Here is a 26,672-nt window from a genome sequence, read left to right on the forward strand (position 1 = left end):
TGATAATCTTGCGATCACCAGTCTTACATCACAAGCACCCACACGAATTGCTTGATTCGACTTGTTAAAGAGCAGTTGGTCAAGGCTTTCGTCTCAACCGAGGCCGCGCATTCTACAGCAACCTCTCGTTCCGTCAAGCGTTATTTTCGAAAATTTTCTTTTCTACTCAACCGCTTGCGCCGACCTTCAAACCATCTTCCGATCAGCGGGAGGCGCATTCTACAGCGTTCAAATTCGCTGTCAAGCACCTCGATGAAGCTTCGTTTCGAGCCCCTTTCGGGACCGAACCGCTGCGGCGAACAACCTGCCGGAGCGCTTCACCACCCCCGGGAGAGAATCCGTAAATACTTGATTTTCAAGCATTTACTCTTCGTCGTCGCCGGGAGTGGTGCGCATTATAGGGAGATAGAAACTGGCGTCAACACTTATTTGAAACTTTTTAACCCAAAGGTCAGGAAGCCCAGAGGACGCTCCATTCCTCCTTTATAGGCTGGCTTGCCCCGCCCTCTCCTTCTGTTGCCTCATATAAGGAATGCGAGCCACGGCTCCGCCGCTTTCGACGAGTGTTCCATGCGCCTCATACATACCTCCGACTGGCACCTGGGTCAGACCCTGCACGGCCAGGACCGCGATCATGAACACGCGCGCTTCCTCGACTGGCTGCTGCGCCAGCTGGAAGAGCAGCGCGCCGATGTCCTGCTGATCGCGGGCGATATCTTCGACACGATCAATCCACCGCTCAAAGCCCAGGAGCGCCTCTACGACTTCATCGTCAGCGCCCATCGGCGGCTGCCGCGGCTGGAGATCGTGATGATCGCAGGCAACCACGACTCCGGCGCGCGCATCGAACTGCCCGCTCCGCTGATGAAACGACTGAACGCCCATGCCATTGGCCGGATCGGCTGGATAGACGAAAGCCTCGATAGCGATCGCCTGCTGCTGCCCCTGCACGACGCGGATGGCCAGGTCGCCGCCTGGTGCCTGGCCCTGCCCTTCCTGCGTCCCGCCGAAGTCACCGGAGGCGGGCTCGGCGACGATTACCTGGCCGGTATCCGCCAGGTGCACGAACGCCTGGTTGCCGCCGCGCAAGCCCGTCGCACGCCGGGACAGGCACTGGTCGCCGTCAGCCACGCACACATGGCCGGCGGCTCGGTTTCCGAAGACTCCGAGCGAAACCTGATCATCGGCAACGTCGAAGCGCTGCCCGCCAGCCTGTTTCCGGAGCAGATCGCCTACGTAGCCCTCGGTCATCTGCACAAGCCACAGAAAGTCGCCGGACAGGAGCGCATTCGCTATAGCGGCTCGCCGCTGCCGCTGTCCTTCGCCGAAGTGAACTATCGCCACCAGGTCCTCCTCGTCACCCTGGAAGGTGAGCGCCTGAAGGATGTACAGAGTCTCCCGGTGCCACGCGCGGTGGAACTGTTGCGCATCGGCCCCGCGCCTCTTGGCGAGGTGCTCGATCGAATCGGCGAACTGGCCGAGGCCGACCTGCTGAACGAACAGCGGCCCTGGCTGGAGGTCCGCGTCATGCTGGATCAGCCGCAACCAGACCTGCGCCAGCAGGTCGAGAGCGCCCTGCTGGGCAAGGCTTGCCGTCTGGTGCGCATCGCCAGCGAGTACCAGCGCCGCGACGAAGAGCAGGCGCCGCTGCTCGGGCTCGACCAACTCAACCCCCAGGAACTGTTCAGCCGCGCCTGGGAAAGCGCCTATGGCTCCGGCCCGGATGCGCAGGCGCTGGATGACTTCGCCTGCCTGCTGCAAAGCGTCGAACTGGCCACCGAAGAGCCCCCGGGGAAATAAGCCGTTCCATGAAGATTCTCGCCATCCGCCTGAAGAACCTCGCCTCCCTCGCTGGCGAGCAGGAAATCGACTTCACCCGCGAACCGCTGTCCAGCGCCGGCCTGTTCGCCATCACCGGTCCGACCGGCGCCGGCAAGAGCACCGTGCTGGACGCCCTGTGCCTGGCCCTGTTCGGCAGCACGCCGCGGCTGGAAAGCACTTCGGCCAGCAGCAAGGTTCCCGATGGCCGGAACGAGCTGTCCAGCAACGACGAACGCAACCTGCTGCGCCGCGGTTGCGCCAGCGGCTACGCCGAAGTGGATTTCGTCGGCATCGACGGCCACCGCTATCGCGCCCGCTGGGAAACCCGGCGCTCCCGGGACAAGGCGGACGGCGCCTTGCAAAAGAGTCAGCAGAGCCTCCAGGACCTGGAGACCCAGCAAATGCTGGCAGCGAACAAGAAAAGCGAGTTCCGCGAACAGCTGGAGCAGAAGCTCGGCCTCAATTTCGCCCAGTTCACTCGCGCCGTGCTGCTGGCCCAGAGCGAATTCAGCGCCTTCCTCAAGGCCAGCGACAACGACCGCGGCGCATTGCTGGAGAAACTCACCGACACCGGCCTGTACAGCCAATTGAGCAAAGCCGCCTATCAGCGCGCCAGCCAGGCCGACGAGCAGCGCAAGCAACTCGAGCAACGCCTGGAAGGCAGCCTGCCCCTGGCCGAGCAGGCCCGGGCCGGGCTCGAGGCGGCGCTGGAATCCCACGCCCAGGCGCGTCTCCAGGAGCAACAGGCACTGCAACGTCTGGAAGGCCAGCAACAATGGTTCACCGAGGAGCAGCGGCTGCTGCAATCCTGCGAGCACGCACAAGGCCAACTGGCCGAGGCCAGGCAGGCCTGGGACGCCCTGGCGACGGAGCGGGAAACCCTGCAATGGCTGGAGCGCCTGGCTCCGGTTCGCGGACTGATCGAACGCCTGAAGCAACTCGAGCAGGAACTCCGGCACTCCGAGCAGCAGCAGCGGCAGCGCACCGAGCAGCAAGCCGCGGGCGCCGAGCGCTTGCAAGGATTGCGGGCCCGCTTGCAGGAGGCGCGCGAGCGCCAGGCCCAGGCCGACAACCATCTGCGTCAGGCCCAGGCGCCGTTGCGCGAGGCTTTCCAGCTGGAGAGCGAGGCCAGGCGCCTGGAGCGAACGCTGGCCGAGCGACAGGAACTCCATCGGCAATCGAACCAGCGCCACGCCCAGCAAAGCGACGCCGCTCGGCAACTGGATATGGAGCAGCAGCGCCATGTCGCGGAACAGGCGCAACTGCAGGCGGCATTGCGCGACAGCCAGGCTCTCGCCGCGCTCGGCGACGCCTGGGTGACCCATCAGGGCCAGCTCGCCGCCTTCGTGCAACGTCGCCAGCGCGCGCTCGAAAGCCAGGCGCAGCTCCCCGAGCTGGAAAAATCCCTGGCCCACGCCGGGGAACCGCTCGAACGCTTGCAGGCGCAATGGACCGCCCTCCATGGCAGCGAGCCGGACGACCTGGCGGCACGCCTGGTCGAATTGCGCCGGCAGACCGATAGCCTGGAACGACAACAAGCGCTCCACAAGGAATGGCAACAGGTCCTCGACCAACGCGCCGGTCTGGCTCGACGCCTGGGCGAACTCGACCAGCGTATGGTCGAGCAGGAGCAGGCATTGCTCGACCTGAAACGACAAGGCAGCCAATGCGCCGAGGAGGTGAAGGCGGCGGAGCAGGCCCTGCAGGTCACCCGCGAGTTGCTCCAGCGCCAACGTCTGGCCCGCAGCGCCAGCGTCGAGCAACTGCGCGCCGGCCTGGTGGACGGCGAGGCCTGCCCGGTCTGCGGCAGCCAGGAGCATCCCTATCACCATTCCGAGCAACTGCTCGCCGCCCTCGGTGAACACGACGACCAGGAGCAGGTCCGCGCCGAGCAGTCCCTCGAGCGGCTGCGACAGACCCTGGTCGGTCTGCGCGAGGGCTATTCCAGCCAGCGGGAAAGACTCAACCAGAGTCGCCAGGAGCAGCAGGAACTGACTGGCCAACTGGCCGCGCTCGATCGGCAACTGGACCAATGGACGCTGCCGGAAGAACTGCGACTCCTGCAGCCGTCCGCACAGTTGGAGTGGCTGGCACAACGCCTGGACGACCTGGCAGGGCAGCGCCAGCAGTGCCAACGAGACTTCGACCGGCTGATCGCCCGCCAGCGCCAGACCCAGCAATTGCAGCAGGAACTGCGGGCCGCCGAGACGATCCTGCAACAGCGCCAGCAGGCGCTGACGGAACAACGGCAGCGCTACGAACATTTGCAGCAGCAGGTCGAGGAGGACAGCCAGCAATTGCGTCCATTGCTCTCCGACGAGCACTGGCAGCGCTGGCAGACAGATCCGCTGCGGACTTTCCAGGCCCTCGGCGAGTCCATCGAGCAACGCCGGCAGCAACAGGCGCGGCTTCAGCAGATCGAACAGCATCTGCAGGAGCTCAAGCAGCGCTGCGATGAAACGAGCTGGCAACTGAAGCAAAGCGACGAGCAACGCAACGAAGCCCGCCAGGCAGAGGAAAGGGCCCAGGCGGAACTCGCCGAGCTGAACGGACGCCTCGGCGCTCACCTGGGCCAACACGCCTGCGCCCAGGATTGGCAACTATCGCTGGAACACGCCGCGCAAGCGGCGCAGAGCGCCGTCGAGACGCTCCAGGCGCCCCTGGATTCGCTGCGCGAGGAACAACTGCGACTCGCCGAAGCCCTGGAACACCTGCAGCAGCAACGGCAGCGCCAACAGGATGAGTTCCAGCGCCTTCAGGCCGACTGGCAGGCCTGGCGCGAACGCCAGGACAACCTCGACGACAGCCGCCTCGACGCCCTGCTCGGCCTTTCCGAGGAACAGGCGACGCAATGGCGGGAGCAATTGCAGCGACTGCAAGAGGAGATCACCCGCCAGCAGACGCTGGAAGCAGAGCGCCAGGCGCAACTGCTCCAGCATCGCCGGCAGCGGCCGGAAACCGACCGCGAGGCGCTGGAAGACAACCTGCGGCAACAGCGCGAACGCCTGGCCGCCAGCGAACAGGCCTACCTGGATACCTACAGCCAGTTGCAGGCCGACAACCAGCGCCGCGAGCAGAGCCAGGCGCTGCTTGCCGAACTGGAGCGAGCCCGCGCCGAGTTCCGCAGATGGGGCCGCCTGAACGAACTGATCGGTTCGTCCAGCGGCGACAAGTTCCGCCGCATCGCCCAGGGCTACAACCTCGACCTGCTGGTGCAGCACAGCAACGTGCAGTTGCGCCAGTTGGCGCGGCGCTACCGCCTGCAGCGCGGCGGCAGCGAACTGGGCCTGCTGGTGGTGGACACCGAGATGGGCGACGAACTGCGCTCGGTGTATTCGCTCTCCGGCGGCGAGACCTTCCTGATTTCCCTGGCCCTGGCGCTCGGCCTGGCCTCGATGGCATCGAGCAAGCTGCGCATCGAGTCGCTGTTCATCGACGAAGGCTTCGGCAGCCTCGACCCGGAATCCCTGCAACTGGCGATGGATGCCCTGGACAACCTGCAGGCCCAGGGGCGCAAGGTGGCGGTGATTTCCCACGTCCAGGAAATGCACGAACGGATCCCGGTCCAGGTGCGGGTCCAGCGCGAGGGCAACGGCATGAGCAGCCTGAAGGTGGTCGGCTGAGCCGACCGCCCAGGCGGCACGTCAGAACGGCAGCTCGGTCTGTTCACCCGGAGCATGCGGCGGCTGCTCTTCCCTTTCCGGCCGCAGATGCAGCATCAGCCCGCTGAGCCGGCGCACCTTGCGCCGCACTGCTTCCTCGAACACCCCGGGCAGGCTTTCCACCAGGCTGAACCAGTCGCGGGCGCGGGTGATACCGGTGTACACCAGCTCCTTGGTCAGCACCGGGTTCAGCGCGTCCGGCAGGACCAGCGCGGTATGGGCGAACTCCGAACCCTGCGACTTGTGCACGGTCATGGCGAACACGGTGTCCACCTCGACCAGGCGGCTCGGCAGGACGAAGCGCACGCCGCCGCTACCGTCGTTGCGCGGGAAGGCCACGCGCAGCGCGAAGCGCAGGCTGCCGTCGTCGTTGCGCTCGGGCAGGCGCAGGGCGATGCCGATATCGCCGTTCATCAGCCCCAGGCTGTAGTCGTTGCGCGTCACCAGTACCGGCCGCCCCTCGTACCAGCCGTGATCGGCCTCGATCAGGCCAAGGCGCAGCAGTTCTGCCGCTACCCGCTGGTTCAGTCCTTCCACGCCCCATGGGCCGCGGCGCAGCGCGCAGAGCAGGCGGAAGGCGTCGAAAGCCGTCAGTACCGACTGCGCCCAGCGCTCCCAGGCGCCATCCTCCAGCGCCAGTCCGGCGGCCGGGCGGCCCTCGGCCAGGCGTTGCAGGTAGTGCCGGTAGCCGTACGGCGTGCCCGGCGCCTGCGGATGACCGTCGACGAACAGCCGGGCGAAGGCTGCATCGCGCTCCCCGCGCAGGCGCAGGTCGAAGAGGTCGGCGGGCGGACTGTCCAGCAGCGCGCGCGCGTCGCCGGCCTGTTGCCGGTTGACCAACCGCGCCAGGCGCCCGATCCCGCTGCTCGCGCCGAAGCGCCGGGAATGCCGCAGCATGACGGTCTGTTGCGCCAGCGGATGCGCCTGCGCCGAACCTTCGCGCAAGCCCTGCCAGGTTTCGCCGCTGACCCGCTGCAACCAGGCGCGGGTCTCGGCGCTGTACCAGCCCTCCTCGGCATCCCGGCAGAGATCGCCGAGCACCGCGCCGGCCTCTACCGAGGCCAACTGGTCCTTGTCGCCGAGCAGGATCAGGCGCGCCTGCGGCGGTAGCGCATCGAGCAGGCTGGCCATCATTTCCAGGTCGATCATCGAGGCCTCATCCACCACCAGCACGTCCAGCGCCAAAGGGTTGTCCCGGTGGTGGCGGAAGTGCCGGGTATCCGGACGGCTGCCAAGCAGACGGTGCAGGGTAGTGACCTCGGCGGGGATCGCCTGCAACACGTCTTCCGCCAGCGGCAGGGCCCGGACCTGCTGGCCGATGGATTCGGAGAGACGCGCCGCGGCCTTGCCGGTGGGCGCCGCGAGGCGGATGCGCAGCGGCTGGCCGGCGGCTGCCGCCGGTGCCTGGAGCAGACCGAGCAGGCGCACCACGGTGGTGGTCTTGCCGGTACCGGGACCGCCGGTGATCAGGCTGAAATAGCCGCGAGCCGCCAGGGCGCAGGCCAGCTTCTGCCAGTCGGTGACGCGCTGGCCGTCTTCCGTAGGCGCCTGCGCGAATAGCGCGGCCAGGCGCGGCGCCAGGTCTGCGGCCAGGGGCGCCTGCCGACCCAGGCGCTCGCGCAGGGCCAGGGCGATCTCCAACTCGTGCCGCCAATAACGACGCAGGTAGAGACGCTGGGCGCAAAGCACCAGCGGCGAGGTCGCCGTCTCGCTCGGCTCGGGATCGCCTGGGCGCTCGTCGACCACCTCCACCAGCGGTGACGCCGCCAGGGCCTCGCGCCAGGCGTCGAGGCGCACGCCGTGCAGTAGTTGCGACGGCAACAGCACATCGCGGCCTTCGTCGCCTTCCGGCGGCAGCGACAGTGCCGCGTCGGGCGCGCCGAGGGTCGCCTCCAGGTCCAGGCAGACGTGACCGTGGCCCAGTTGGTGGCTGGTCAGCGCCGCCGCCAGCAGCACCCGGGGATCGGCCTGCGGCTGCAACTCGACGAGGAAGGCGACGAACGCCCGGTCCAGCGCCCGTAGCCAGCCGCGCGCCACCCACAGGTCGAGCTGGCGCAGCAGGTCGTGGCGTGCCGCCAGCGGTTGCGCTACCTGGTCGTCGCGGCCATCGCGGACTTCGCCGGCCAGTTGCTTGAGGGTCGGATTCATCGCTCGGCTCCCGGCTGGCCGCTGAACAGCGCGTCCAGGCGTTCGATCAGTTCCCGCGGCGGGCGCTCGAAGTGCAGGCCCTGGGTCGCCGCGCGGGCGCCGCGGAGGAACAGGTACACGGCGCCGCCCATGTGGCGGTCGTAGTCGTAGTCGGGCAGGCGCGCCTTCAACTGCCGGTGCAGGGCCAGCAGGTACAACACGTACTGCAGGTCATAACGGTTCTCCAGCACCGCGGCGGTCATCGCTTCCGGGCTGTAGGCGCCATCGTCGGCGCCCAGCCAGTTGGACTTGTAGTCGGCCACGTAGAAACGCCCCTGGTGCTCGAAGACCAGGTCGACGAAGCCCTTGAACATGCCGTTCAGCAGGGTCGGCGCCAGCGCCGGACGCGCCGCGCCGCCGAGGGTATGGCGCCGGACCAGGGCGTCGATCGCCTCGGCCTGGACCTGGTGGGTGGCGAACCAGAACTCCATTTCCACCTGGTAGGCGACCAGCCCGGCCAGGCTGGTTTCGCCACCGGGCCAGCGCAGCGGTTCGGCGAGATACTGTTCCAGCCACAGGTCGAGCGGTTCGGCCCAGTCCTTCCAGCCCCGCAGGTCGCAGCGTCGCGCGACCAGTTCGCGGCGCCGCTGGGCATCGGCGCGCGCCACCTCGAAGCCTTCGCGGCCGGCCCATTCGAGCAGCCCGTGGAGGAAGGTGCCGGGAGCCGGTCCGCGCGGGAAGCGATGCAGGTCGTCGCGCATCTCGCTGGCGTGCGCGACCGGCGGCTGTTCGGCGGAACGGCCTTCTTCGTGGAAGGTGGCTTCCTCGGCGCTGATCGGCTCCTGCGATTCGTCGCTCTCCAACGCCTCGTCATCGTCCAGCCCGGCGGAGGCCTGCAATTGCAGGCCGGAATAGCTGGCGACCCACCACTTCTCGCGGCTGCTGCGGCGGGTTTCGCGGGCCTGCCCAAGGCCCTGGCCGCGCCCTGCGACATAGCGTTCGGCGTCCGCCTCGGGGGCCGGCTCGACGACAATCTCCCGGCTCTCGCCGCGCAACGCGGCGAGGCATTGTCCGAGGCCATCGCTGCCGATGGTCGCGCCGCCGGCAAGCAGGTAGCCCAGGGCCCCCTTGTGCAACTCCGGCGACTTGCTGTTGCTCGCCACCAGCGGCGCGATGCCCAGCCACACCGAATGGCGGGCGCGGGTCAGGGCCACGTAGAGCAGGCGCATGTCTTCGCCGAGGCGCTCGTCGTTGGCCTGCTCGTAGGCCCGCGCAGCCTGCTCCTTGCGCCGCGCCAGCTCGATGACCCGCCCTGCAGCGCCATCCTCGTGGAAACTCGCCGGCGCGCCGCTGTTGCCGTCCAGCTCCCTCCAGCTGCAGATGAAGGGCAGCAGCACCAAGGGGTATTCCAGCCCCTTGGACTTGTGGATGGTCACCACCTTGATCAGGTCGGCGTCGCTTTCCAGGCGGAGGATCTCTTCGCTCCCCGGACTCTGCACCTGCTCGGCCAGATGGCGGATCAGCGCGTGCTCACCGTCCAGCTCCACCGCCGCGCGCTGCAGCCACTCGGCCAGGTGCAGCAGGTTGGTCAGGCTGCGCTCGCCATCGGCATGCCGCAGCAGGCGCGCCGGCAGTTCGAAGTCGGCGAGCAGGCGCCGCAGCATCGGCAATACGCCCTGGGCCTGCCAGGACCGGCGATAGTCGCGGAAGCGCAGGACCATCCGTTCCCAGAACAGTTCGTCCTGGTTCAATCGTTCCAGGGTCGCCCAGTCCAGGTGCAGGCTGCGGGTAGCCAGGGCGACCCGCAGCAGCGTATCGGCACCGGGATCGGCGCAGGCGCGCAGCCAGTGCAGCAGGTCGATGGCCTCCTGGCTGTCGAACACCGAGTCGCGGTCGGACAGGTAGACGCTGGCCAGACGCCGCGCCGCCAACGCGCTACGGATCGCCTCGGCCTCGGCGCGACCGCGGACGAGGATGGCAATATCCGCCGGGCGCAACGCCCGCCAGCCGCCCTGCTCGTCGGCGAAGCCGGCGCGGCCCAGGTCGGCCAGGCTCAGCCAGCGGCGGATGGCGCTGGCGCTGCGCTCGGCCATTTCCTGGCGATACGCCGCGGAGCCGAGCACGCCGGCTTCGACATCAAGGTTCCAGAACGTCATCGCTGGCGCCTCGGCACCGTCGATCAACAAACGTTCGGCGCGCCCCTGGGCGTCCACCGCATGGAACGGCACCGGGTTTTCCAGCCCCTCGCGGGCGAAACGGAAGGCGCCGCGCGGGTGCTCTTCGGCGAAGGCGAAGCAGCGGTTGGCGGCCGCCACCATGGCGGCGGTCGAGCGGAAGTTCTTGCCAAGGGTGTAATGCCGCCCGCGAGTGGCCTCGCGGGCGCGCAGGTAGGTATGGATGTCGGCACCGCGGAAGGCGTAGATCGCCTGCTTGGGGTCGCCGATCATGAACAGGCCGGTTTCCCGCGCCTGGGGCTCGTCGGGATCGGCGGCGATCCGGTAGATGCGCTCGAAGATCCGGTACTGCACCGGGTCGGTATCCTGGAACTCGTCGATCAGCGCCACCGGGAACTGCTCGCGGATCAATTGCGCCAGGCGCTCGCCACCAGGCCCCTGCAAGGCGCGGTCGAGGCGGCTGAGCAGGTCGTCGAAGCCGATCTCGGCACGCCGCTGCTTCTCGATCTCCAGTTCGTGCCCGACTTCGCCCAACGCGTGCAACAACAGGTGGGGAGCGAGATCGGGACGCTCTTCCTGATGCGCGGTCCAGGCGTCGATGGCCCTTAGCGCGGCATGCTCGGGCGCCACGCGCTTGGCGGTGAGCTTGATCCGGGTCTGGCCGAACTTGCCGAGGTTGGCCGGCTGCTCGCCGCCCTCGCTCCAGTCCGCCAACGCTTGCAGCCAGGCGTCGAAGGTCTCGTCGCTGTCCTTGCCGCGATAGCTGTTGCCGTTCAGGTAGGGACGCAGGTCGCGCAGCAGCGCTTCCAGTTCGACGCGCGCTGCGCGCCAGGCGGCGCGGGCCTGCGCGTCCAGTTGGTCGAGCTGGCGATACCAGTCGCCGCCCTGCTCCAGCAAGGCTGCCAGTGACTCGGGCGCACTCAGCGCCTGGTCGGCGTAGCGGAAGTCGGCGTCCTGCCGCGCCAGCAGCGGCTGCAAGGCCTTGCCCAGCGTCTCCGGCCCGCTGTAGCAACTGGCCACGGCTTGCGCCGCCGGAGCCGTCAGGCCGTAGAAGTTACGCCGCCAGTAGTCCCGTACCACTTCGGCGAGCAATTCGCTCTGGTCGGTTTCCAGGTTCTGGGTGAACAGGCTGCCGCTGTCGAAGGCGTGCTCGCGCAGCATCCGGTAGCACCAACTGTGGATGGTCGATACCGCGGCCTCGTCCATCCACTCCGCGGCCAGGCGCAGCAGGCGCGCGCAGCCCGGCCAGCGCTCGGCGGGATACTGCTGGCGCAACGCGACCAGCAGGCCGTCGTGGCGCTCCTGCGGCTCGGCGAAACAACGCGCCGCTTCGCCCAGGCGGCTGCGGATACGCTCGCGGAGTTCCTGGGTCGCCGCATCGGTGAAGGTCACCACGAGGATTTCCGGCGGGCTCAGCGGCCGGCCGAAAGCGTTCTCGCCGCCATGGTCGAGGACCAGACGTACGTATAGCAGGGCGATGGTGAACGTCTTGCCGGTACCGGCGCTGGCCTCGATCAGGCGGCTGCCGTGCAACGGGAAGTCCAGCGGATCGAGGGCCACGGGCATCTGCTGCTGGCTCATGCCTGCTCCTCCGCGCCACGTCCCAGGGCAGCCAGCAGCGGCGCGTAGAGCTGCTCGGCCCAGTGCGCGAACTCACCGCTGGCGAGCAGCCGGTCGAAGTCCGGATAGACCCGAGCCAGCGCCGGCGAGGCGTCCACCTCGCCCCCCATGCCGAAGCCTCCCTCGTAGCGCTTGCGCGCCTCGCGCATGGCTTTCTCGGGCTCTGCGGCGCCACCACTGGCGAGCCAGGCGAAAGCGGTCCGGCAGGCCAGCGGCAACGGCTGGCGCATGCCCTGGCGCCAGGCGTCGATCAACTGGTCGAGGTACTCGCCGGCACGCTCGCTCGGTAACGGCGGAATCTCCAGGGTGCCGGTCTGGCTCACCAGCACGCTGCTCACCGGCTGGCCTAGACGTTGCAGGGCGAGGTGCTGCAACCAGTGGCGCACCAGGCTGTGCCACTTGAAGCCGCGCCCTTCATGGAGCTTGCCGCTGAGCAACTGCAGGCGCGCCAGGCGCCCGGAAGCGTCGCGACGCAAGCCGCCGAGCCAGTCCTCCAGCTCCAGCCCGGACGGATGGCGATGGCGCAACTCCTGCTGCTGCTCGACCGCCTCCGGCCAGCGCTCGATTTCCTGGCGGTAGCGCCAGAGCAGGTCGGGCAGCGGTTGCAGCAAATGGCGCGCGGAGAACTCGCCGAACGCCGCCAGCGGCAGGCGACCCTGTCGCCGCAGTCGCTCGACCTGGGCCTGCAACTGCGCCGGCAGGCCCTCGGCATCCCAGTCCCGCTCGACCCAGCGCTTCATGCGTTCGGTCAGCTCGAATTGCAGCTTCCAGTTGTCCAGCGCGTCCAGTTCGAAAGGCTCTTCGTCGTTGCCGGTCAATTGCTCGTCGTCGAAACGCACCTTGAGCCGCTGCTGGAAGAACGCATTCACCGGGTTGGCGAGGAACTCCGCCAGCGCTCGCAGCCCCAGCGCGCCCTCCAGCTCCAGCGGCGCCAGGGGCGCTTCGGCGTCGGGAACGCCGATCTCGTCCTCGCGATGGACCTCGCGCCACTCGCGGGCGTAGGTGAACAGGCCATCGACGCCCTGCTCCGGCGCATCGTGAAAATACCGGCGGCTGAACGGCTGCAGCGGATGCTCCTGGGTCAGGGCACGCAGCAGCGCCTCGCCGTCGCCGTCCGGGTCCAGGCGCCAGCCGGCCGCCAGGTGATCGCGCAACTGGCCGATCAGCACCGAGGGCGGCCGCTCGCCATTGTCGCGGATACTCCGCCCCACCCAGCTCACGTAGAGCTGCTCGCGCGCCGAGAGCAGCGCCTCGAGCAGCAGGTAGCGGTCGTCCTCGCGCCTCGAGCGGTCGCCGGGGCGGTAGTCGTTGCGCATCAGGTCGAAATCCAGCGGCGACTGCTGGCGGGGGTAGTCGCCATCGTTCATGCCAAGCAGGCAGACCAGCCGGAACGGGATCGCGCGCATCGGCATCAACGTGCAGAAACTCACCGCGCCAGCCAGGAAGCGCTGGTTCAGGCCGCCCTGGTCCAGGCCGCCGAGCCAGGCCTCGCGTATCACGCTGATCGGCAGCGGCTCGGCGAAAGCCGCACAGGCGCAGTGTTCCTGCCAGCGCTCGAGCAGTTGCAGGAGCTGGGTGAGGAGCAGTTCGTCGCGCTCGTCGTGGGCCTCGAAGAACACCGTGAGCAGGGCCTGCAGGCGCTCGCCCCACTGCGCCGGGGTGGCCGGTTCGGCCAGCTCCGCGTAGGCCACCTCGAGGCGCTCCAGCAGCACAGCCAGCGGGCCTGCCAGGGCGGCGTCCAGGCCACCGACCTCATCGTAGGGCTGGATGCCTTGCAGGGCCGCGCCTTCGCCGACCGCGTAGCCGAGCAGCATGCGCCGCAGACCGAAGCGCCAACTGTTGCCCTCCAGTCCCGCTGGCAGGCCGAGACGCTCGCGCTGCGCGGCATCCAGCCCCCAGCGCACGCCGGCGCCTTCGATCCAGCGGTGCAGGGTCGCCAGGTCGGCCTCGTCGACGCCGAAACGCCGGCGCAATGCCGGGACGTCCAGCAGGTCGAGGATCTCGCTCACGGCGAAACGGCTGTCGGGCAGTTTCAGCAGGTGCTCCAGAGCGATCAGCAGCGGCTCGCGACCGCGCTGTCCCTGGTCGGCCAGGGTATAGGGAATGAAGCGCTGGTCGTCGCGCGGCACCTGGCCGAACACCGCCTCGATGTGCGGTGCGTAGGCGTTGATGTCGGGGACCATGACGATCACGTCGCGCGGCTTCAGGCTCGGATCGGCGTTGAAGCGGGCGAGCAACTGGTCGTGGAGGATCTCCACTTCGCGCTGCGCGCTGTGGGCCACATGGAAGCGGATCGAGGCGTCGCTCCGCGGCGCCACCGGCGGCCAGTGCTCGCGGGTTTCCGCCAACGGGCGCAGTTCGAGGATATCGTCCTGCAACTGGCCGAGCAGCCCGTGCGGGGCCTCCTCGCTGAACAGGTCGATGCGCCCGCCGTTGACCTCGCCGAACAGGTTCCGATAGCTGTCCGGGTCGTCGTAGCTGTCGAGCAGGTTGATGTAGTCGCGGCCCTGCTTGCCCCAGGCCGCCAGCAACGGCTGGGCATGCTGGTGCTGGCGGTCCTCGTCGAGGTCGGCGGGGACGCCGGCGCGGCGCTGCTGGCGGCGGTACTCGTGGCGCAACAGGTCCTTGTCGGCGACGATGTCAGCCCAGTGGTGGCGACAGGGGTTGTGCACGCAGAGCAGCACCTGGCTGAACCTGGCCAGGGCGGCCAGCGCCTCGAGGGTCTGCGCCGGCATCGAGGAAATCCCGAACACCACTACTCGTCGCGGCAACGCGCGCGGCGCCGCGCTGGCGAAGCGCAGCGCCTCGATGAAGCGCCGGTGCACGCCGGAGCGGCTGCGGGCCAGGCTATCGGCACCGACGTCGGCGAGCAGCGCGCGCCACAATTCGGCCTGCCAGCGCTCGTCGGCACCGAGCGGGCGCGCCTGCCCGTTCGCCGTGCGCAACTGGTCGCGGCCCTGGCTCCAATCGTCGAGCCAGTCGCCGCGATAGACCTGGTACTGGTCGAACAGGTCGGCCAGGCGCTCGGCCAGTTGATGACGCTTGCGCAGGTCGGCATCGTCGGCGAGGAAACGTTGCAGGGTGCGGAACTCGGGACGCTCCAGCAATCCGGGAAGCAGACGCATCAGGCGCCAGGTCAGCGGCGCCTTGTCCAGTTCGGAAACCTCGGGAATGCTTTCGCGGCCCAGCACCGCGCGATAGGCCTGCCAGAGGAACTGCGCCGGCAACTGCACCTCCAGCGCCGCGGCGATGCCGCCACCGCCGCCGCCGTCCTCGCGGGGATCTTCGGCCAATGCCAGCTTCAACCATTGGGCGATGCCGTTGCTGTGCACCAGGACCCGCTCGCTTTCCAGCGGCGCCAGCGGATAGCGGCGCATCCAGGAAACGGCGAGGTCGCGCAGGTCGTCCAGGCGATTGCCGTGGACGATCATGAATCCGGGCGTGAGGGCGGTGGTTCCCAAGGGTTCTGGCATCGGTACGGCTATTCCTGGCGCAAGGCTCTGGCGAAAGAGGTCAGGATCGGGCGGCGACGAAGCGTCGTTCCAGTTCGAGGCTGTCGGCCATGCGGAAATCGCTCCAGCGCTCGCTCAGGCCGAGATGGCTGTCCGCCTGGCAATCCGGGGCACTGGCGCAACGGCGGGTGAAGGTGTTGACCACCTCGACCATCTCCTCGCGCTCGGCGCCGACCAGCAGCGCCGCGTGCGCCAGCACCACCGGCCGGCCGGCGCCGTTGCGCCGCCAGCGTTGCGCGGTCCCGGCGAGCTTGCGCCCATCCAGGGTGACATTGTAGCGGCCGTCGCAGAAGGAACCGGCCACGGCGCCCACGCCGGCGTCCAGGCCGCGCTCGCGGAGCCAGTCGCAGATCGGCTGGCACAGCCGCAGGTAGGCGGTTTCGATACGGGTCTGCTCGTTGTCGCCGGGCCCCAGCGCATAGGACAGGGCGATGTTCAGCACGCCCGGCGATTGCGGCACCGGCTCGCCGCCGGTATCGCGCAGCAGCACCGGCCAGCCGCGTTCGGCGACCGCTGCGCTGGCCGGCGCGAATCCTTCCAGGCGCTCCATCCGGCGCGGCATGACCAGCGCCCGATCGCAGGGCTGCCAGAGCAACAGGCCATGCTCGCGGGCACCGCCACACACCTCGTCGAGCAGGGCGCGCTCGGCGTCCAGCCCATCCTGCACGGAAAACACTTCGACCACGATTCTTCCTCTTCCAGGCTGGCACGGCTCGGCTCCCACGCGGGGAGCGCTGCCTATGATAGCCAGTGGCGGCGCCTCCGTGCGCCGTAATCGCGAGGAAGTTGCCGGGAAATCAGCAGGTTGCCGAGCGCAGACGGGCCGGGCGGCGCTGCCAGAACTCGGCCAGCAGGACCCCGGCCAGGGTCAGCGCGCCGCCGACCAGGTGATGGACGGTCAGGCGCTCGCCGAGCACCAGGGTGGCGATGCAGGCGGTGATGATCGGCAGCAGGTTGAAGAACAGCGCCATCCGGCTCGGCCCGAGACGGGCGACACCGTGCATCCAGGCCAGCGCGGCGACGATCGAGGCGAACAGCGCGGCGTACAGCACCAGCGGCAGGTTGGCGGCGTTCAGGCCGGTGCGCGGCGACAGCAGGTACAGCGGCAGCAGGGCGAGGATCGCCACCAGCACCTGCAGGTAGAGCAGTTGCATGGCCGGCAGCTTCAGGCTCCATTTCTTCAGCAGCACGCTGTACACCGCATAGGCCAGGGTGGCGACGATCATCATCGCGTCGCCGAGATTCACTCCATGCTCCAGCAAAGCGCCGAGATGGCCCTGGGAGATCACCAGCACCACGCCGGCCAGCGACACCAGCGCGCCGAGCAGCGCCCCGGCGTTCAGCCGGTGGGCCAGGATGCTGCTGGCCAGGCCCAGCGACATCAGGGGCATCAGCGACAGGATGATGCCCATGTTGGTGGCGCTGGTCAGCGCTGCCGCGTAGTAGGCCAGGCTCTGGTAGACGGCCATGCCGAGCAGGCCGAGGACCACGAACTTGCCGAGGTTGGCGAGGATGTAGCGGCGGTTGCGCAGCACCGGGCCGAGCATGAAGGGCGTCAGCGCCAGGCCGACCAGCAGCCAGCGGAAGAAACCGATCTCGGCGGGCTGGATGATCCCCACGGCGAGCTTGTTGACGACGGTGTTGCCGGCCCAGATGAACACGGCCAGCAGGGGAAACAGGTATTGCATGGGAGGTTCCGCACTATGAAAAAGGAATACGCGGCCATTCTGAGCCAGTCCGAATACAGACGTATAATGAATTCCAGACAAACCACCCGTAGGTTCGGACATGTCGACCACCACCTTGCTGCGCCTTCCCGATCTCCAGGGGCAGTCTTTCGACGTCTATTTCCGCTATGACGAGTTCGGCGCCGACACCCATTCGCCGCCGCACACCCACGCCTGGGGCCAGCTCAACTATGCAGCCCATGGCGTGATGCAGCTGGAGATCGACGGCCAGCGCTTCCTCTCGCCTCCGCAATACGCGGTATGGATACCACCGGAGCGGGTGCACAGCTGCTACAACAGCCAGGCCATCGTCTACCGCTCGCTGTACCTCTCCGCCGAACTGTCACGACGCCTGCCGGCGACACCTTGCACCCTGGCGATCAGCGCGATCCTCAAGGCGATCCTCTCGGACTTCGCCGAGCGCGGGGTCAACCTGCCGACCTCGGCGCAGGACCTGCGCCTGGCCCGGGTCGTCATGGACCAGCTGGAATGCGCCCAGCCCCACGACGACTACCTGCCCTACGGCCGTACCCCGGCGCTGCACGAGGTGCTCGACGCACTGCAGGCCGAGCCGGGCGACAACCGCTCGCTGGCGCAATGGGCGCAGCAGGTGCACAGCACCGAGCGAACCCTGGCCCGGCACTGCCAGCGCGAACTGGGCATGACCTTCGGCGAATGGCGCCAACGCCTGCGCTTCCTCGCGGCCATCGAGGCGCTGGAAGCCGGCAGGGGGATCCAGCAGATCGCCTTCGACCTCGGCTACAGCAGCCCCTCGGCGTTCATCTCGATGTTCCGCCGGCTGGCCGGCACCACACCGGAACAATACCGCCTGGCCAGCCGCGCCCAGGACATGCCGATGCTGTAACCCGCCGTGCATGCGTTGCGGCTATGCTCGCAGCAGCCACCATCCGGAGTTCGCATGCCAACCGCCAGCCGCCATCCCGACACCGCCCTCGCGGTGTTCCTCGCCTTCCTCAAGCTGGGCTGCAGCGCCTTCGGCGGGCCCATCGCCCACCTCGGCTATTTCCGCGACGAGTTCGTCCGCCGCCGCGGCTGGCTGAGCGAAAGCAGCTACGCCGACCTGGTCGCCCTCTGCCAGTTCCTTCCCGGCCCCGCCAGCAGCCAGGTCGGCATGGCCCTCGGCCTGGCCCGCGCCGGCTATCCCGGCGCCCTCGCCGCCTGGCTCGGTTTCACCCTGCCCTCGGCGTTGCTACTGGTGCTCTTCGCTCTCGGCCTGGGACGCTGGGGCGCGCTGTTGCCCGAGGGCGTGCTGCATGGCCTGAAGATCGCCGCGGTGGCGGTGGTGGCCCAGGCGGTCTGGGGCATGGGACGCAGCCTGTGCCCGGATCGCCCGCGCCTGACGCTGATGGCGCTGTCCTGCGCGAGCGTGCTGGCCTGGCCCACTGCCTGGACCCAAGTCGCGGTGATCGCCGGTGCCGGCCTGGCCGGCCTCGCCCTGTTGAAAACGGAAGCAGTGGAAGGCCACGAGCGGCTGCCGATCGACATTGGCTACCGCGGCGCGCTGCTGTTCCTCACCCTGTTCGCCGTGCTGCTGGTCTGCCTGCCGCTAGCCGCGCGCCTCTGGCCGGAACACTGGCTGCGCCTGCTCGATGCGTTCTACCGGGCTGGCTCGCTGGTATTCGGCGGTGGCCATGTGGTGCTGCCGCTGCTGCAGGCGGAAGTGGTACCCAAGGGCTGGGTCGACGGCGATACCTTCCTCGCCGGCTACGCGGCCGCCCAGGCGGTACCGGGCCCGCTCTTCACCTTCGCCGCGTTCCTCGGCGCAGCCTCGGGCCCGGCGCCGAACGGCTGGAGCGGCGCGCTGCTGTGCCTGCTGGCGATCTTCCTGCCGTCGTTCCTGCTGGTCGCCGGTGCCTTGCCATTCTGGGAACGCCTGCGCCACGAACGCCGGGTACGGGCAACGCTGGCCGGGGTCAACGCGGCGGTGGTCGGCCTGCTGCTGGCGGCGCTGTACCAGCCGCTCTGGACCGAAGGCATCCTGCGCCCGGCCGACTTCGCCCTGCTGCTCTTCGCCCTGCTGGCCCTGCTCGCCTGGAAGACGCCGCCCTGGCAAGTGGTGCTCGCCTGCGCCGTGGCCGGCGGCCTGATCGCCACAGCCGGCTAGCCGTTCAAGGCCAGGCTCAGCCCCTGCGCCGTCGGCGCGGCCGCCTTGCCCGGCTCCGCGCCCTCCGGCCGGTAGCCGAGGCGCAGGCCGCCCCAGTGCTTGCCGTGGACGAAGATCGGCACCGAAAGATCGTGCATCAGCTCGCCGGTGTCACGGGTGTAGGTCTGTAGCAACAGCGGCTGCTGGTGGCTGCCGCAGCGAATCCCGGTGCGGTCGTTGAACAGGCGCTTGCTGCGGCTGCGCAACGCGTCCGTCTGCGGGTCGCCGCTGGGCGGATGGGCGAAGGCGCGATTGTGGGTGGGCACGTAGCCTTCGGGGGTACAGGCGATGGCGAATACCAGGTTGCGGTTGCGCTCCAGCAACTGCTCCTGGATGCCCGGCAGGACCTGGTCGGTGTAGCTGTCGAAGCGGGTCCGGTACTTGGTCGGCTGGGTATTGGGCAACGGCTGGTAGCTGCGGTCGAACAGGTCGTCGAGGTCGATGCGCCCGCTGCGCACGTCCTCCTCGAAGCGAGCGGCGATAGCCGCCGCGCCCTCCCGGGCGAGGTCGTAGACCGACTGGTGGTAGGCGTCCAGGCTGACCTCGGCGAGGCGCTCGCTGATCACCTCGGCCTGGTTCTCCAACTGGCTGGCAGCTTCGCCGAGGCGCAGGGTCTGTTCCTCGCTGGCGCTGAGGTCGCCGCGCACCTGCTCGACCGCGGCGAACAGGCTGGCGAGTTGGCTGCGGTTGATCTCGGCGCCCTGGGCGATCTCGGTAATCTGGCTTTCCACCCCGGCCGCCAGTTCGGCAATGCCTTCCAGTTGCCGACCGGTCAGCTCGACCTGGCCGACCCCTTCCCCCAACTCTTCGGAAAGCTGGCGGATCTGCTCGACCACCTCGCTGGTCTGGCGCTGGATCTCGGCGACCATCTGGCCGACTTCCTCGGTGGCCTCGGCGGTACGTCCGGCCAGGCCGCGCACCTCTTCGGCAACCACCGCGAAGCCGCGCCCATGCTCGCCGGCGCGGGCCGCCTCGATGGCCGCGTTGAGGGCCAGCAGGTTGGTCTGGCTGGCGATGCCCTGGATCACCAGGGTGACCCGCTGGATGTCCTCGCTGCGCTGGTTCAGCGCCTCGATCGCCTCGCGGCTGGCGCCCATCCGCTCGCTGAGCCGATGCATGCGCTCGATGGTCGAGGCCAGCAGCACCTGGCCTTCGTCGCTGCCGGCGCGCGCCCGGGTGGCGGCGTCCATGGCCTGGCGCGCCAGATTGGAGGTGGCGCGCTCGGTGTGGATCATCACTTCGGCGCTGCCGACGATCTGTTCGGCGGCGTCGAGCTGGGATTGCAGCTTCTCCGCCAGGCGCTTCACCGAGAACGCCACGCCGGCGGCCGACAAGGCGTTCTGGCTGGTGTTATGGGACAGGTCGCGAGCCAGCCGGGCGATGTCGGGCTCGCCGACGGTCGCCACCGCCGTGCGGTTGCCGGGAAGCAGCCAGGGCAACCAGAGCAGCGCCACGCCGAGCGGCAGGGCCAGGTACAGCGGCAGCCAGCCATGCCGGGCGCCGACCAGCAGGAGAACCAGGGCCAGGCTCTGCAACAGGCAGACGAAGAGGATGCGGGAACGAGCGGGCTGCATGAGTAAATCTCCGGCCTCCGGGGCGTTGCGTCATGACCCTGGGGTCGGACGGGCGACGGCGGGGCTTCTTTATTTGACTTGTAGTCCGGTTTGTAGCCCGCCCCCGGAAGCGCCGCCATCGTTCCTTAGTGGTATGGCCAATGGCTGGCATTCGACTAGCGCAGGCCGCGACGAAAGGCGGAGAACACCCCGGACGCGTCGGCCAGGCCTTGATCCATGGGGGCTTCGCCGCATTTCCAGGGGACGCTCGAAGAACTTCCGTCCTGCCGTCCGTCGGCCGACACCGTATGACAAGCCCGGAGCCCACGTTATAATTCCGCGCCCATTTACAGCCGGTAGCGGTCGACTAGACTCCCAACCGGCGCTGGCCGGACCCCGCTTCCGCCCAGCCTGGTCGCTATCGGGCCCGCTCTTTTTGGACTCAGGACCACCCGTGACGAAAGACGAATTGCGTGCCGCGCTGGCGCGCGAGGAACAGCGTTACAAGGACGTGTACGGCGGCGAAGTGACGCTTTATGCCGCCCAGCCGGAACCCGACCGCAAGCCCTGGCGCAAACGCCCAACCGTTCAGGAGCAGGCGTTCGACAGAGAACTGCAGAAGATCGAAGAAGAGCGTCTCAAGGCCGGGCAGGAAGCAGCGAACCCCATTCCATTTACCTCCAACCGACAGGAGAGCGACGGATAACGAAGCGTTTCAATCTGTTTCGTTTTTCCCGCAAAGCCCGATGCGACGGGGCGTTGCCCGCGACAATGGCAACCTTCCGGAGTTCCAGACGGATAAAAACGCATCTGGCATAATCGCCGCCCCGTCTCTGACCGGTTTCTCACATGTTCGATCTTTTCAGCGGGCTCGATGCCTGGGTGGGTATCAGCCTGGTGCTGGCCCTGGCCTTCGTCCTCACCTTCGAGTTCATCAACGGCTTCCACGACACTGCCAACGCGGTGGCCACCGTCATCTACACCAAAGCGATGTCCCCCTACCGGGCGGTGATGCTCTCCGGTGTGTTCAACTTCCTCGGCGTGCTGCTCGGCGGTGTCGGCGTAGCCTACGCCATCGTTCACCTGCTGCCGGTGGAGCTGCTGATCAACGTGAACACCGGCCATGGCCTGGCGATGGTCTTCTCCCTGCTCGCCGCCGCCATCGCCTGGAACCTCGGCACCTGGTACTTCGGCATCCCGGCCTCCAGCTCGCACACCCTGATCGGCTCGATCCTCGGCGTCGGCCTGGCCAATGCGCTGATCACCGACGTGCCGCTGGCCGAAGGGATCAACTGGCAGAAGGCGATCGACATCGGCCTGTCGCTGATCTTCTCGCCGCTGGCCGGCTTCATGGTCGCCGCGTTGGTCCTGCTCGGACTGAAGTGGTGGCGTCCGCTGTCGAAGATGCACAAGACCCCGGAAACCCGTCGCGAACTCGACGAGAAGAAGCACCCGCCGTTCTGGAACCGCCTGGTGCTGGTGCTTTCCGCCATGGCGGTAAGCTTCGTCCATGGCTCCAACGACGGCCAGAAGGGTATCGGCCTGATCATGCTGGTACTGATCGGCATCGTCCCGGCCAAGTTCGTCCTCGACCTGAACAGCACCACCTACCAGATCGAGCGCACCCGCGACGCCGCCCTGCACCTCAGTCAGTTCTACCAGCGCCACACCGATACCCTCGGCGACATGCTGGCCCTAGGCAAGAGCAATGGCAGCGAGATGCCGCAGTTCTACCGCTGCGATCCGAAACAGACCGAGCCGACCATCAACGCGCTGCTCCGCGACCTGCGCGGCGTGCCCAGCTACAACGACCTGGACGCCGACGAGCGCGTGCAGGTGCGTCGCTACCTGCTGTGCCTGGACGACACCGCGAAGAAGGTCGGCAAGCTGTCCGACCTGCCGGCGCGGGAGAAGGCCGACCTCGAGAAGCTACGCAAGGACCTGACCGCGACCACCGAATACGCGCCGTTCTGGGTCATCATCGCGGTGGCCCTGGCTCTCGGCATCGGCACCATGGTCGGCTGGAAGCGCGTAGTGCTCACCGTCGGCGAGAAGATCGGCAAGCAGGGCATGACCTACGCCCAGGGCATGAGCGCGCAGATCACCGCCGCCGCCGCCATCGGCATGGCCAACATCTACAGCCTGCCGGTGTCCACCACCCATGTACTGTCCTCCGGCGTGGCCGGGACCATGGTGGCGAACAAAAGCGGCCTGCACGGCGGCACCGTGCGCAACATCCTGATGGCCTGGGTGCTCACCCTGCCAACTTCGATGGCGCTGTCCGCCGGCCTGTTCTGGCTGGCCTCGCAATTCATCTGAGCCGCCTCGCCGGTTGAAAAAAACGCCTGCTTGTCCGCAGGCGTTTTTTTTGCCGCGCTCCCACCGACGTCATCCGCCCGCCTCGGCGGGCAGCGCCGCCAGCGGCAAGCGAACCACGAACAACGCGCCCTCCCCCTGGTTGGCCGCCGTCAGGCTACCGCCCATGTTGCGCACCAGATCGTGGCTGACCGAGAGACCCAGGCCGGTACCCTTGCCCTCCACCTTGGTGGTGAAGAAGGGTTCGAATATCCGCTCCAGCAGGAGCGGTTCGATCCCGCCGCCGTTGTCGTGCACGTGCAATTCGACCCAGCCCGGTTCGCGGCAGGCCACCTGCTCCAGGCGAATGCGCCGGCTGGCCAGGCCAAGATTGCCGAGCAGAGCATCGCGGGCGTTGGCGAGCAGGTTGATGATCACCTGTTCCAGCTGGTCCGCCTGCCCTCGTACCACCATCCGCTGCGTCGGCGCCGGGCACTCCACCTCGATGGCGTGCTGACGCAGCCCCTCGCCGAGCAGGCCCAGGGCGCCTTCGAAGGCGGTATAGGGGTCGAACGGCAGCGCCTCCAGCGCCGACTTGCGGCTGAACACGCCGAGGTGGCTGACCAGGCGGTCGACGCGCAGGACCTGGGCATCCATGCGCTCCAGTTTCTCGCCCAGGTAGTCGCCGTCGAGGCCGACGCTGTTCATCCGCTGGCGCATGTTGAAGAGGGTCATGCGCAGCACGTGCAGCGGCTGCTTCACCTCGTGGGCGAGGCCGCTGACCATCTCCCCCAGGCTGGCCATCTTGGCGCCTTGCGCCAGTTGCTGCTGGGCCCGACGCACCGGCGTGTTGTCGCGTCCCACCGCCTGTACCTCGCACAATTCGCCCCGGGCGTCGAACAACGGTCGCTCGGCCCACACCAGCCAGAGAAAACGTTGCCCCGGCAGGTTGAAGCGCAGTTCCGGCACCTCGCTGGCGCCCTCCCGCGGCGAACCCAGCAGACGCGCGCGCAAGGCGCTGGCGTCTTCCGCCGCCAGCCACTCGTCGAGCCGGCGACCGACCAGGCGCTCCGGGCTGGTCGCGAGGCTATCGGCGAAGGTCCGGTTCACGTAGGTCAGCACCAGGTCGGCGGTATAGCGACAGATCAGCGCCGGCGAATCCTCCACCAGGACCCGGTAGCGTTCCTCGCTCTCGGCGATACGCTGTGCCGCCAGGTGCTGCTCGGTCACGTCCAGCCACAGGCCCACCGCCTCGCTGGGCAGGCCCTGGGCATCGCGCAGCAGCTTGGCTTCGTCGTAGAGCCAGTGCCAGTTGCCCTGGCCATCGGCGAGGCGATAGCGGGTCTTCACCCGGCCTTCGCGAAGCAGCTCGCGGCCGCGGGCGAAAAAGGCCTCCAGATCATCCGGATGCACCCGCTCGGCGAGCGCCTGCCAACTCTGTCCCTGCAGGTCGAGACCGAGCAGGTTGCTCGCGCTTTCGCTGTAGAACTCCGGCACCAGGTGCCCCTGCTCGACCCGCTGGACATAGATCACCACCGGCGCACTGTCGATCAGGCTGCGCAACCGCGCGTGGGCCGCCTGTGCCCGTTCCTCCTGGCGCCGGCCTTCGCTGATGTCGAGTAGCACGCCGGACAGCCCCAGCGCGCTGCCGCGTCCCAGCGGCCGGCCCTCGATGCGCAGCCAGCGGCGCTCGCCGCGGCTATCCGGCTGACGCAGGCAAAGGTCCTGGGCCAGCGCCTGGCCGCTGCGCAGGCTGGCACGCAGGCGCAGGCCGAGCTCGTCGGCGTCCGCCGGTTGCAGCAGGCCCTGCAGGTGTTCCAGCGGCACCCGACGATACTCGCCGGTCAACCCCAGGCTGTCGTGCAAGGCCGGCGCCAGTTCGAAGAGTTCCTGCTCCGCCCAGTAACGCCACCAGCCGCCGCCGATCATCTCCTGCAACAGCCCCAGCTTGCGCGAACTGTCGTGCTGCTCGTGGAGTTCGCAGCGGTCCGCCACCTGGTTCGCCAGCAGTTCCGCGAGGTATTGCCAGTCCTGCGGCGCGGGCCCCTGGGCGAGCTGCTCCAGCGACATCGGCCGCACCAGCAACGCCCCCAGGCGGCCACCGCGCATCGTCGCCGGCACCAGGTAGAGCGCGTCCTCGCCGATCTGCCGGAGCAGCGTCGAGGCGCCTTCGCCACGGCGTAGCAAGCGCGCGCCCGCCCCTTCGCGCAGATCGTCGTCGGCGAGTTGCAGGGTCGGTCGCAGCAAACTGTCGCTGCCAGGCCGTACATGACTGGCGAAGACCGTGCAGAAGCCCTTGCCGTCGCCCAGCAGCAGGGCGATAGCCTGCATCTGGAACGCGCCGGAGAGCGATTCGAGAATCTCCTGGACCGCCTCCGCCAGGTGCCCGTGGGAGACATGGCGCAGACGCGAAAGGATCAGCTTGCCCAGGCTCAGGCTCTGCAACTGGTGCTGCTGGCTGTCCGACTGCCAGTTGAGGTCGGAGATGTCCATGCCCAGCAGCAGCGAGCGTCCCAGGCCGTCGAGCGGCTGCATCGGCTGGAAACGACAGGTCAATGGCGCGGCGGCATCGCTGCGCAGCGTCAGGTCGAGACGCTCGCCCCGGCGCAGGCCGGCCAGCGTCGGCGCACCGGGGGCGCGCCGCTCCAGATACTCGGCGAAAGGCCGCGGCTGTTCGCCAAGCCCATGGGCGCACTGCAGACGATACGCCTGCCGCCCGCCGACCCGGATCACGCGGTCCTGTTCGTCCATCTCGAAACACAGGTCCCAACTCCTCAGCGAAGCGCTCCAGAGGGCGGGGCCTTCCTGCGAAAAGGGTTCCGGCCTCTCGGCCTCGGCGGACGACGAGCGGGAAAATTCGAACATGCGACCACCTCACAGCAACAGGTTGGCACTCGCCTTCAGCGTCTGCGGCAGGTTGGGAATCGCGCCGATGCCGGGGAAGCTCAGCACGGGGATGATCGCCTTGCCCGGATCGCCGTACGGGTACTGCACGCAGACCTCGATCCGCGACGTGGCGCTGACGTAGTCGGCGTACTGGCCATTGCCGGCACAGGGCTGGAGGTTCGCCCGCCAGGCCGCCGGCATCCAGTCCAGGCGCGCGAGCAACTCGTCCCTGGCACGGGCTTCGGCGAGGCTCTCGTAGCCCGCATCGGAGGGATCGACAGCGATCGCCGCACGGGCCCCCACGGCAGCGGCATCGTTGAACGACTGCAACATGAGCAAAGGAATGCTGTAGCTGATCAGACCGTAGACCAGCGCGAAAAACAGCAGGAAGATCGCTGTGAATTCGATGGCGACGGCGCCGTGCTGGCGTCGCCGGGAAGCTTTTCCGAGCATGAGCTGACATCCCCGATCCGCATCCTTAATACTAGTCGTCATTCGCTCCGCCAACGTTACTGAAAAGGTATTAATCCAGATGTCGAAAAAAGGCTGAAGAACAGGATGGAGCAATTAGCACTGGCCTTGTGGGCAAGCGTTTGCGGATATCAGGACATCAAACGTTTGCGCGTCTCCAACTGGCTTATCCTGGGCGGATTTCTTATTTCCTTTGTTTATTTATATGTGAAAGAGTCAAGCCTGACCGGTGCTACGGTTAATATGGCAATGACCGCACTTTTTATAGGCGTCTGCCTCAGCCTTCCCGGCTACCTTCTCGGCAGGCTCGGCGCTGCCGACGTCAAGTACCTGGCCGCACTGGGGCTGGCCAGCGACCCACTTACGGTGCTCTATAGCCTGGCCTTCGGCTGCCTGCTGTGCATCGCGCTATTCATCCTCGTAAAGTTATTCAAACGTTCGGTAGAAAAGTCCGCAATGGATGAAGAAGTTCGCCTTCGAAGGGCACCGTCAAAAAACAAGTCATTCCCTTTTATATTCGCCATGAGCGCCGGCCTTTTGGCACATCTGATTATCAGTAAAATTATCTGAGTAAACTTGCGGAAGACCTCACTTAGCGACTATATGCTTATGGCTAATACCATTCGGTATGGCTGCATTCCAATGCACGTCCCCTGTTAA

General features: G+C 67.8%; 15 protein-coding genes. 7 read left to right on the forward strand and 8 right to left on the reverse strand.

Going from position 1 to position 26,672, the window contains the following annotated elements; translation table 11 throughout:
• The first annotated feature begins 570 nt into the window (after positions 1-570).
• A complete protein-coding gene (locus LJF27_RS12625) occupies positions 571-1,800 on the forward strand; it encodes an exonuclease SbcCD subunit D C-terminal domain-containing protein (RefSeq protein ID WP_023116734.1) in 1,230 nt (409 codons plus the stop codon).
• An 8-nt stretch (positions 1,801-1,808) separates the two neighbouring features.
• Positions 1,809-5,444, forward strand: a complete 3,636-nt coding sequence (locus LJF27_RS12630) for an AAA family ATPase (RefSeq protein WP_023116735.1) — start codon at positions 1,809-1,811, stop codon at positions 5,442-5,444.
• A gap of 21 nt (positions 5,445-5,465) precedes the next feature.
• Here the strand turns inward: LJF27_RS12630 and recD are convergent, their stop codons facing one another.
• The 5 genes from recD to LJF27_RS12655 form a co-directional block, all read right to left on the reverse strand.
• Positions 5,466-7,631 (reverse strand): exodeoxyribonuclease V subunit alpha, encoded by a 2,166-nt coding sequence (gene recD / locus LJF27_RS12635; protein ID WP_017001756.1) that lies wholly within the window; start codon positions 7,629-7,631, stop codon positions 5,466-5,468.
• The gene (gene recB, locus LJF27_RS12640; protein ID WP_023116736.1) at positions 7,628-11,365 is read right to left on the reverse strand and encodes an exodeoxyribonuclease V subunit beta; all 3,738 of its coding nucleotides are present in this window, start codon (positions 11,363-11,365) and stop codon (positions 7,628-7,630) included. The genes recD and recB overlap by 4 nt, the downstream gene beginning before the upstream one ends.
• The gene (gene recC, locus LJF27_RS12645; RefSeq protein ID WP_023116737.1) at positions 11,362-14,877 is read right to left on the reverse strand and encodes an exodeoxyribonuclease V subunit gamma; all 3,516 of its coding nucleotides are present in this window, start codon (positions 14,875-14,877) and stop codon (positions 11,362-11,364) included. The genes recB and recC overlap by 4 nt, the downstream gene beginning before the upstream one ends.
• Before the next feature lie 40 nt (positions 14,878-14,917).
• A complete protein-coding gene (locus LJF27_RS12650) occupies positions 14,918-15,601 on the reverse strand; it encodes a lipoate--protein ligase family protein (protein WP_003110110.1) in 684 nt (227 codons plus the stop codon).
• 112 nt (positions 15,602-15,713) lie between these two features.
• Positions 15,714-16,604, reverse strand: coding sequence for a DMT family transporter (locus LJF27_RS12655; protein WP_003093799.1), 891 nt, complete (start codon positions 16,602-16,604; stop codon positions 15,714-15,716).
• A 100-nt stretch (positions 16,605-16,704) separates the two neighbouring features.
• Here LJF27_RS12655 and LJF27_RS12660 point away from each other — a divergent pair, with 100 nt between their 5' ends.
• Together LJF27_RS12660 and chrA are read left to right on the forward strand one after the other, a co-directional pair.
• Positions 16,705-17,508: an AraC family transcriptional regulator gene (locus LJF27_RS12660; RefSeq protein WP_023116738.1), complete on the forward strand. Its 804-nt coding sequence runs from the start codon at positions 16,705-16,707 to the stop codon at positions 17,506-17,508.
• Between the two features lie 54 nt (positions 17,509-17,562).
• Positions 17,563-18,768 carry a chromate efflux transporter gene (gene chrA / locus LJF27_RS12665; RefSeq protein WP_003114990.1) on the forward strand — a complete coding sequence of 402 codons (1,206 nt, stop codon included), beginning with the start codon at positions 17,563-17,565 and terminating at the stop codon, positions 18,766-18,768.
• On the opposite strand, the gene LJF27_RS12670 is transcribed toward chrA, so the two are convergent.
• Entirely contained in the window at positions 18,765-20,381 is a 1,617-nt protein-coding gene (locus tag LJF27_RS12670; RefSeq protein ID WP_003114989.1) for a methyl-accepting chemotaxis protein, read from the reverse strand. The two genes, chrA and LJF27_RS12670, sit on opposite strands and share 4 nt — an antisense overlap.
• A gap of 433 nt (positions 20,382-20,814) precedes the next feature.
• Here LJF27_RS12670 and LJF27_RS12675 point away from each other — a divergent pair, with 433 nt between their 5' ends.
• Positions 20,815-21,066, forward strand: coding sequence for a hypothetical protein (locus LJF27_RS12675; protein WP_003117142.1), 252 nt, complete (start codon positions 20,815-20,817; stop codon positions 21,064-21,066).
• Positions 21,067-21,209: 143 nt separating this feature from the next.
• Entirely contained in the window at positions 21,210-22,679 is a 1,470-nt protein-coding gene (locus tag LJF27_RS12680) for an inorganic phosphate transporter (RefSeq protein WP_003093821.1), read from the forward strand.
• Positions 22,680-22,748: 69 nt separating this feature from the next.
• Here LJF27_RS12680 and pprA read toward each other — a convergent pair whose 3' ends face one another.
• Positions 22,749-25,520, reverse strand: a complete 2,772-nt coding sequence (gene pprA, locus LJF27_RS12685) for a two-component system sensor histidine kinase PprA (protein WP_023116740.1) — start codon at positions 25,518-25,520, stop codon at positions 22,749-22,751.
• Between the two features lie 9 nt (positions 25,521-25,529).
• Complete coding sequence (locus tag LJF27_RS12690; RefSeq protein ID WP_003120840.1) at positions 25,530-26,036, reverse strand: TadE/TadG family type IV pilus assembly protein; 507 nt, start codon at positions 26,034-26,036, stop codon at positions 25,530-25,532.
• A gap of 63 nt (positions 26,037-26,099) precedes the next feature.
• On the opposite strand from LJF27_RS12690, the gene fppA reads away from it, so the two are divergent.
• On the forward strand, positions 26,100-26,582 hold the full coding sequence (fppA, locus tag LJF27_RS12695; RefSeq protein ID WP_023116741.1) for a type 4b pilus Flp prepilin peptidase: 483 nt from the start codon (positions 26,100-26,102) through the stop codon (positions 26,580-26,582).
• Positions 26,583-26,672: the final 90 nt, after the last annotated feature.

The sequence above is a fragment of the Pseudomonas sp. 203-8 genome, assembly GCF_020708595.1.
GTDB lineage: Bacteria > Pseudomonadota > Gammaproteobacteria > Pseudomonadales > Pseudomonadaceae > Pseudomonas > Pseudomonas aeruginosa.

What these genes read in the sequence shown, in the direction of transcription:
- recB (WP_023116736.1), bottom strand. Translation starts at nt 11,365, where the DNA reads ATGAGCCAGCAGCAGATGCCCGTGGCCCTCGATCCGCTGGACTTCCCG.
- pprA (WP_023116740.1), bottom strand. Translation starts at nt 25,520, where the DNA reads ATGTTCGAATTTTCCCGCTCGTCGTCCGCCGAGGCCGAGAGGCCGGAA.
- LJF27_RS12670 (WP_003114989.1), bottom strand. Translation starts at nt 20,381, where the DNA reads ATGCAGCCCGCTCGTTCCCGCATCCTCTTCGTCTGCCTGTTGCAGAGC.
- LJF27_RS12630 (WP_023116735.1), top strand. Translation starts at nt 1,809, where the DNA reads ATGAAGATTCTCGCCATCCGCCTGAAGAACCTCGCCTCCCTCGCTGGC.
- LJF27_RS12655 (WP_003093799.1), bottom strand. Translation starts at nt 16,604, where the DNA reads ATGCAATACCTGTTTCCCCTGCTGGCCGTGTTCATCTGGGCCGGCAAC.
- recC (WP_023116737.1), bottom strand. Translation starts at nt 14,877, where the DNA reads ATGCCAGAACCCTTGGGAACCACCGCCCTCACGCCCGGATTCATGATC.
- LJF27_RS12660 (WP_023116738.1), top strand. Translation starts at nt 16,705, where the DNA reads ATGTCGACCACCACCTTGCTGCGCCTTCCCGATCTCCAGGGGCAGTCT.
- LJF27_RS12680 (WP_003093821.1), top strand. Translation starts at nt 21,210, where the DNA reads ATGTTCGATCTTTTCAGCGGGCTCGATGCCTGGGTGGGTATCAGCCTG.
- LJF27_RS12690 (WP_003120840.1), bottom strand. Translation starts at nt 26,036, where the DNA reads ATGACGACTAGTATTAAGGATGCGGATCGGGGATGTCAGCTCATGCTC.
- LJF27_RS12625 (WP_023116734.1), top strand. Translation starts at nt 571, where the DNA reads ATGCGCCTCATACATACCTCCGACTGGCACCTGGGTCAGACCCTGCAC.
- recD (WP_017001756.1), bottom strand. Translation starts at nt 7,631, where the DNA reads ATGAATCCGACCCTCAAGCAACTGGCCGGCGAAGTCCGCGATGGCCGC.
- chrA (WP_003114990.1), top strand. Translation starts at nt 17,563, where the DNA reads ATGCCAACCGCCAGCCGCCATCCCGACACCGCCCTCGCGGTGTTCCTC.
- fppA (WP_023116741.1), top strand. Translation starts at nt 26,100, where the DNA reads ATGGAGCAATTAGCACTGGCCTTGTGGGCAAGCGTTTGCGGATATCAG.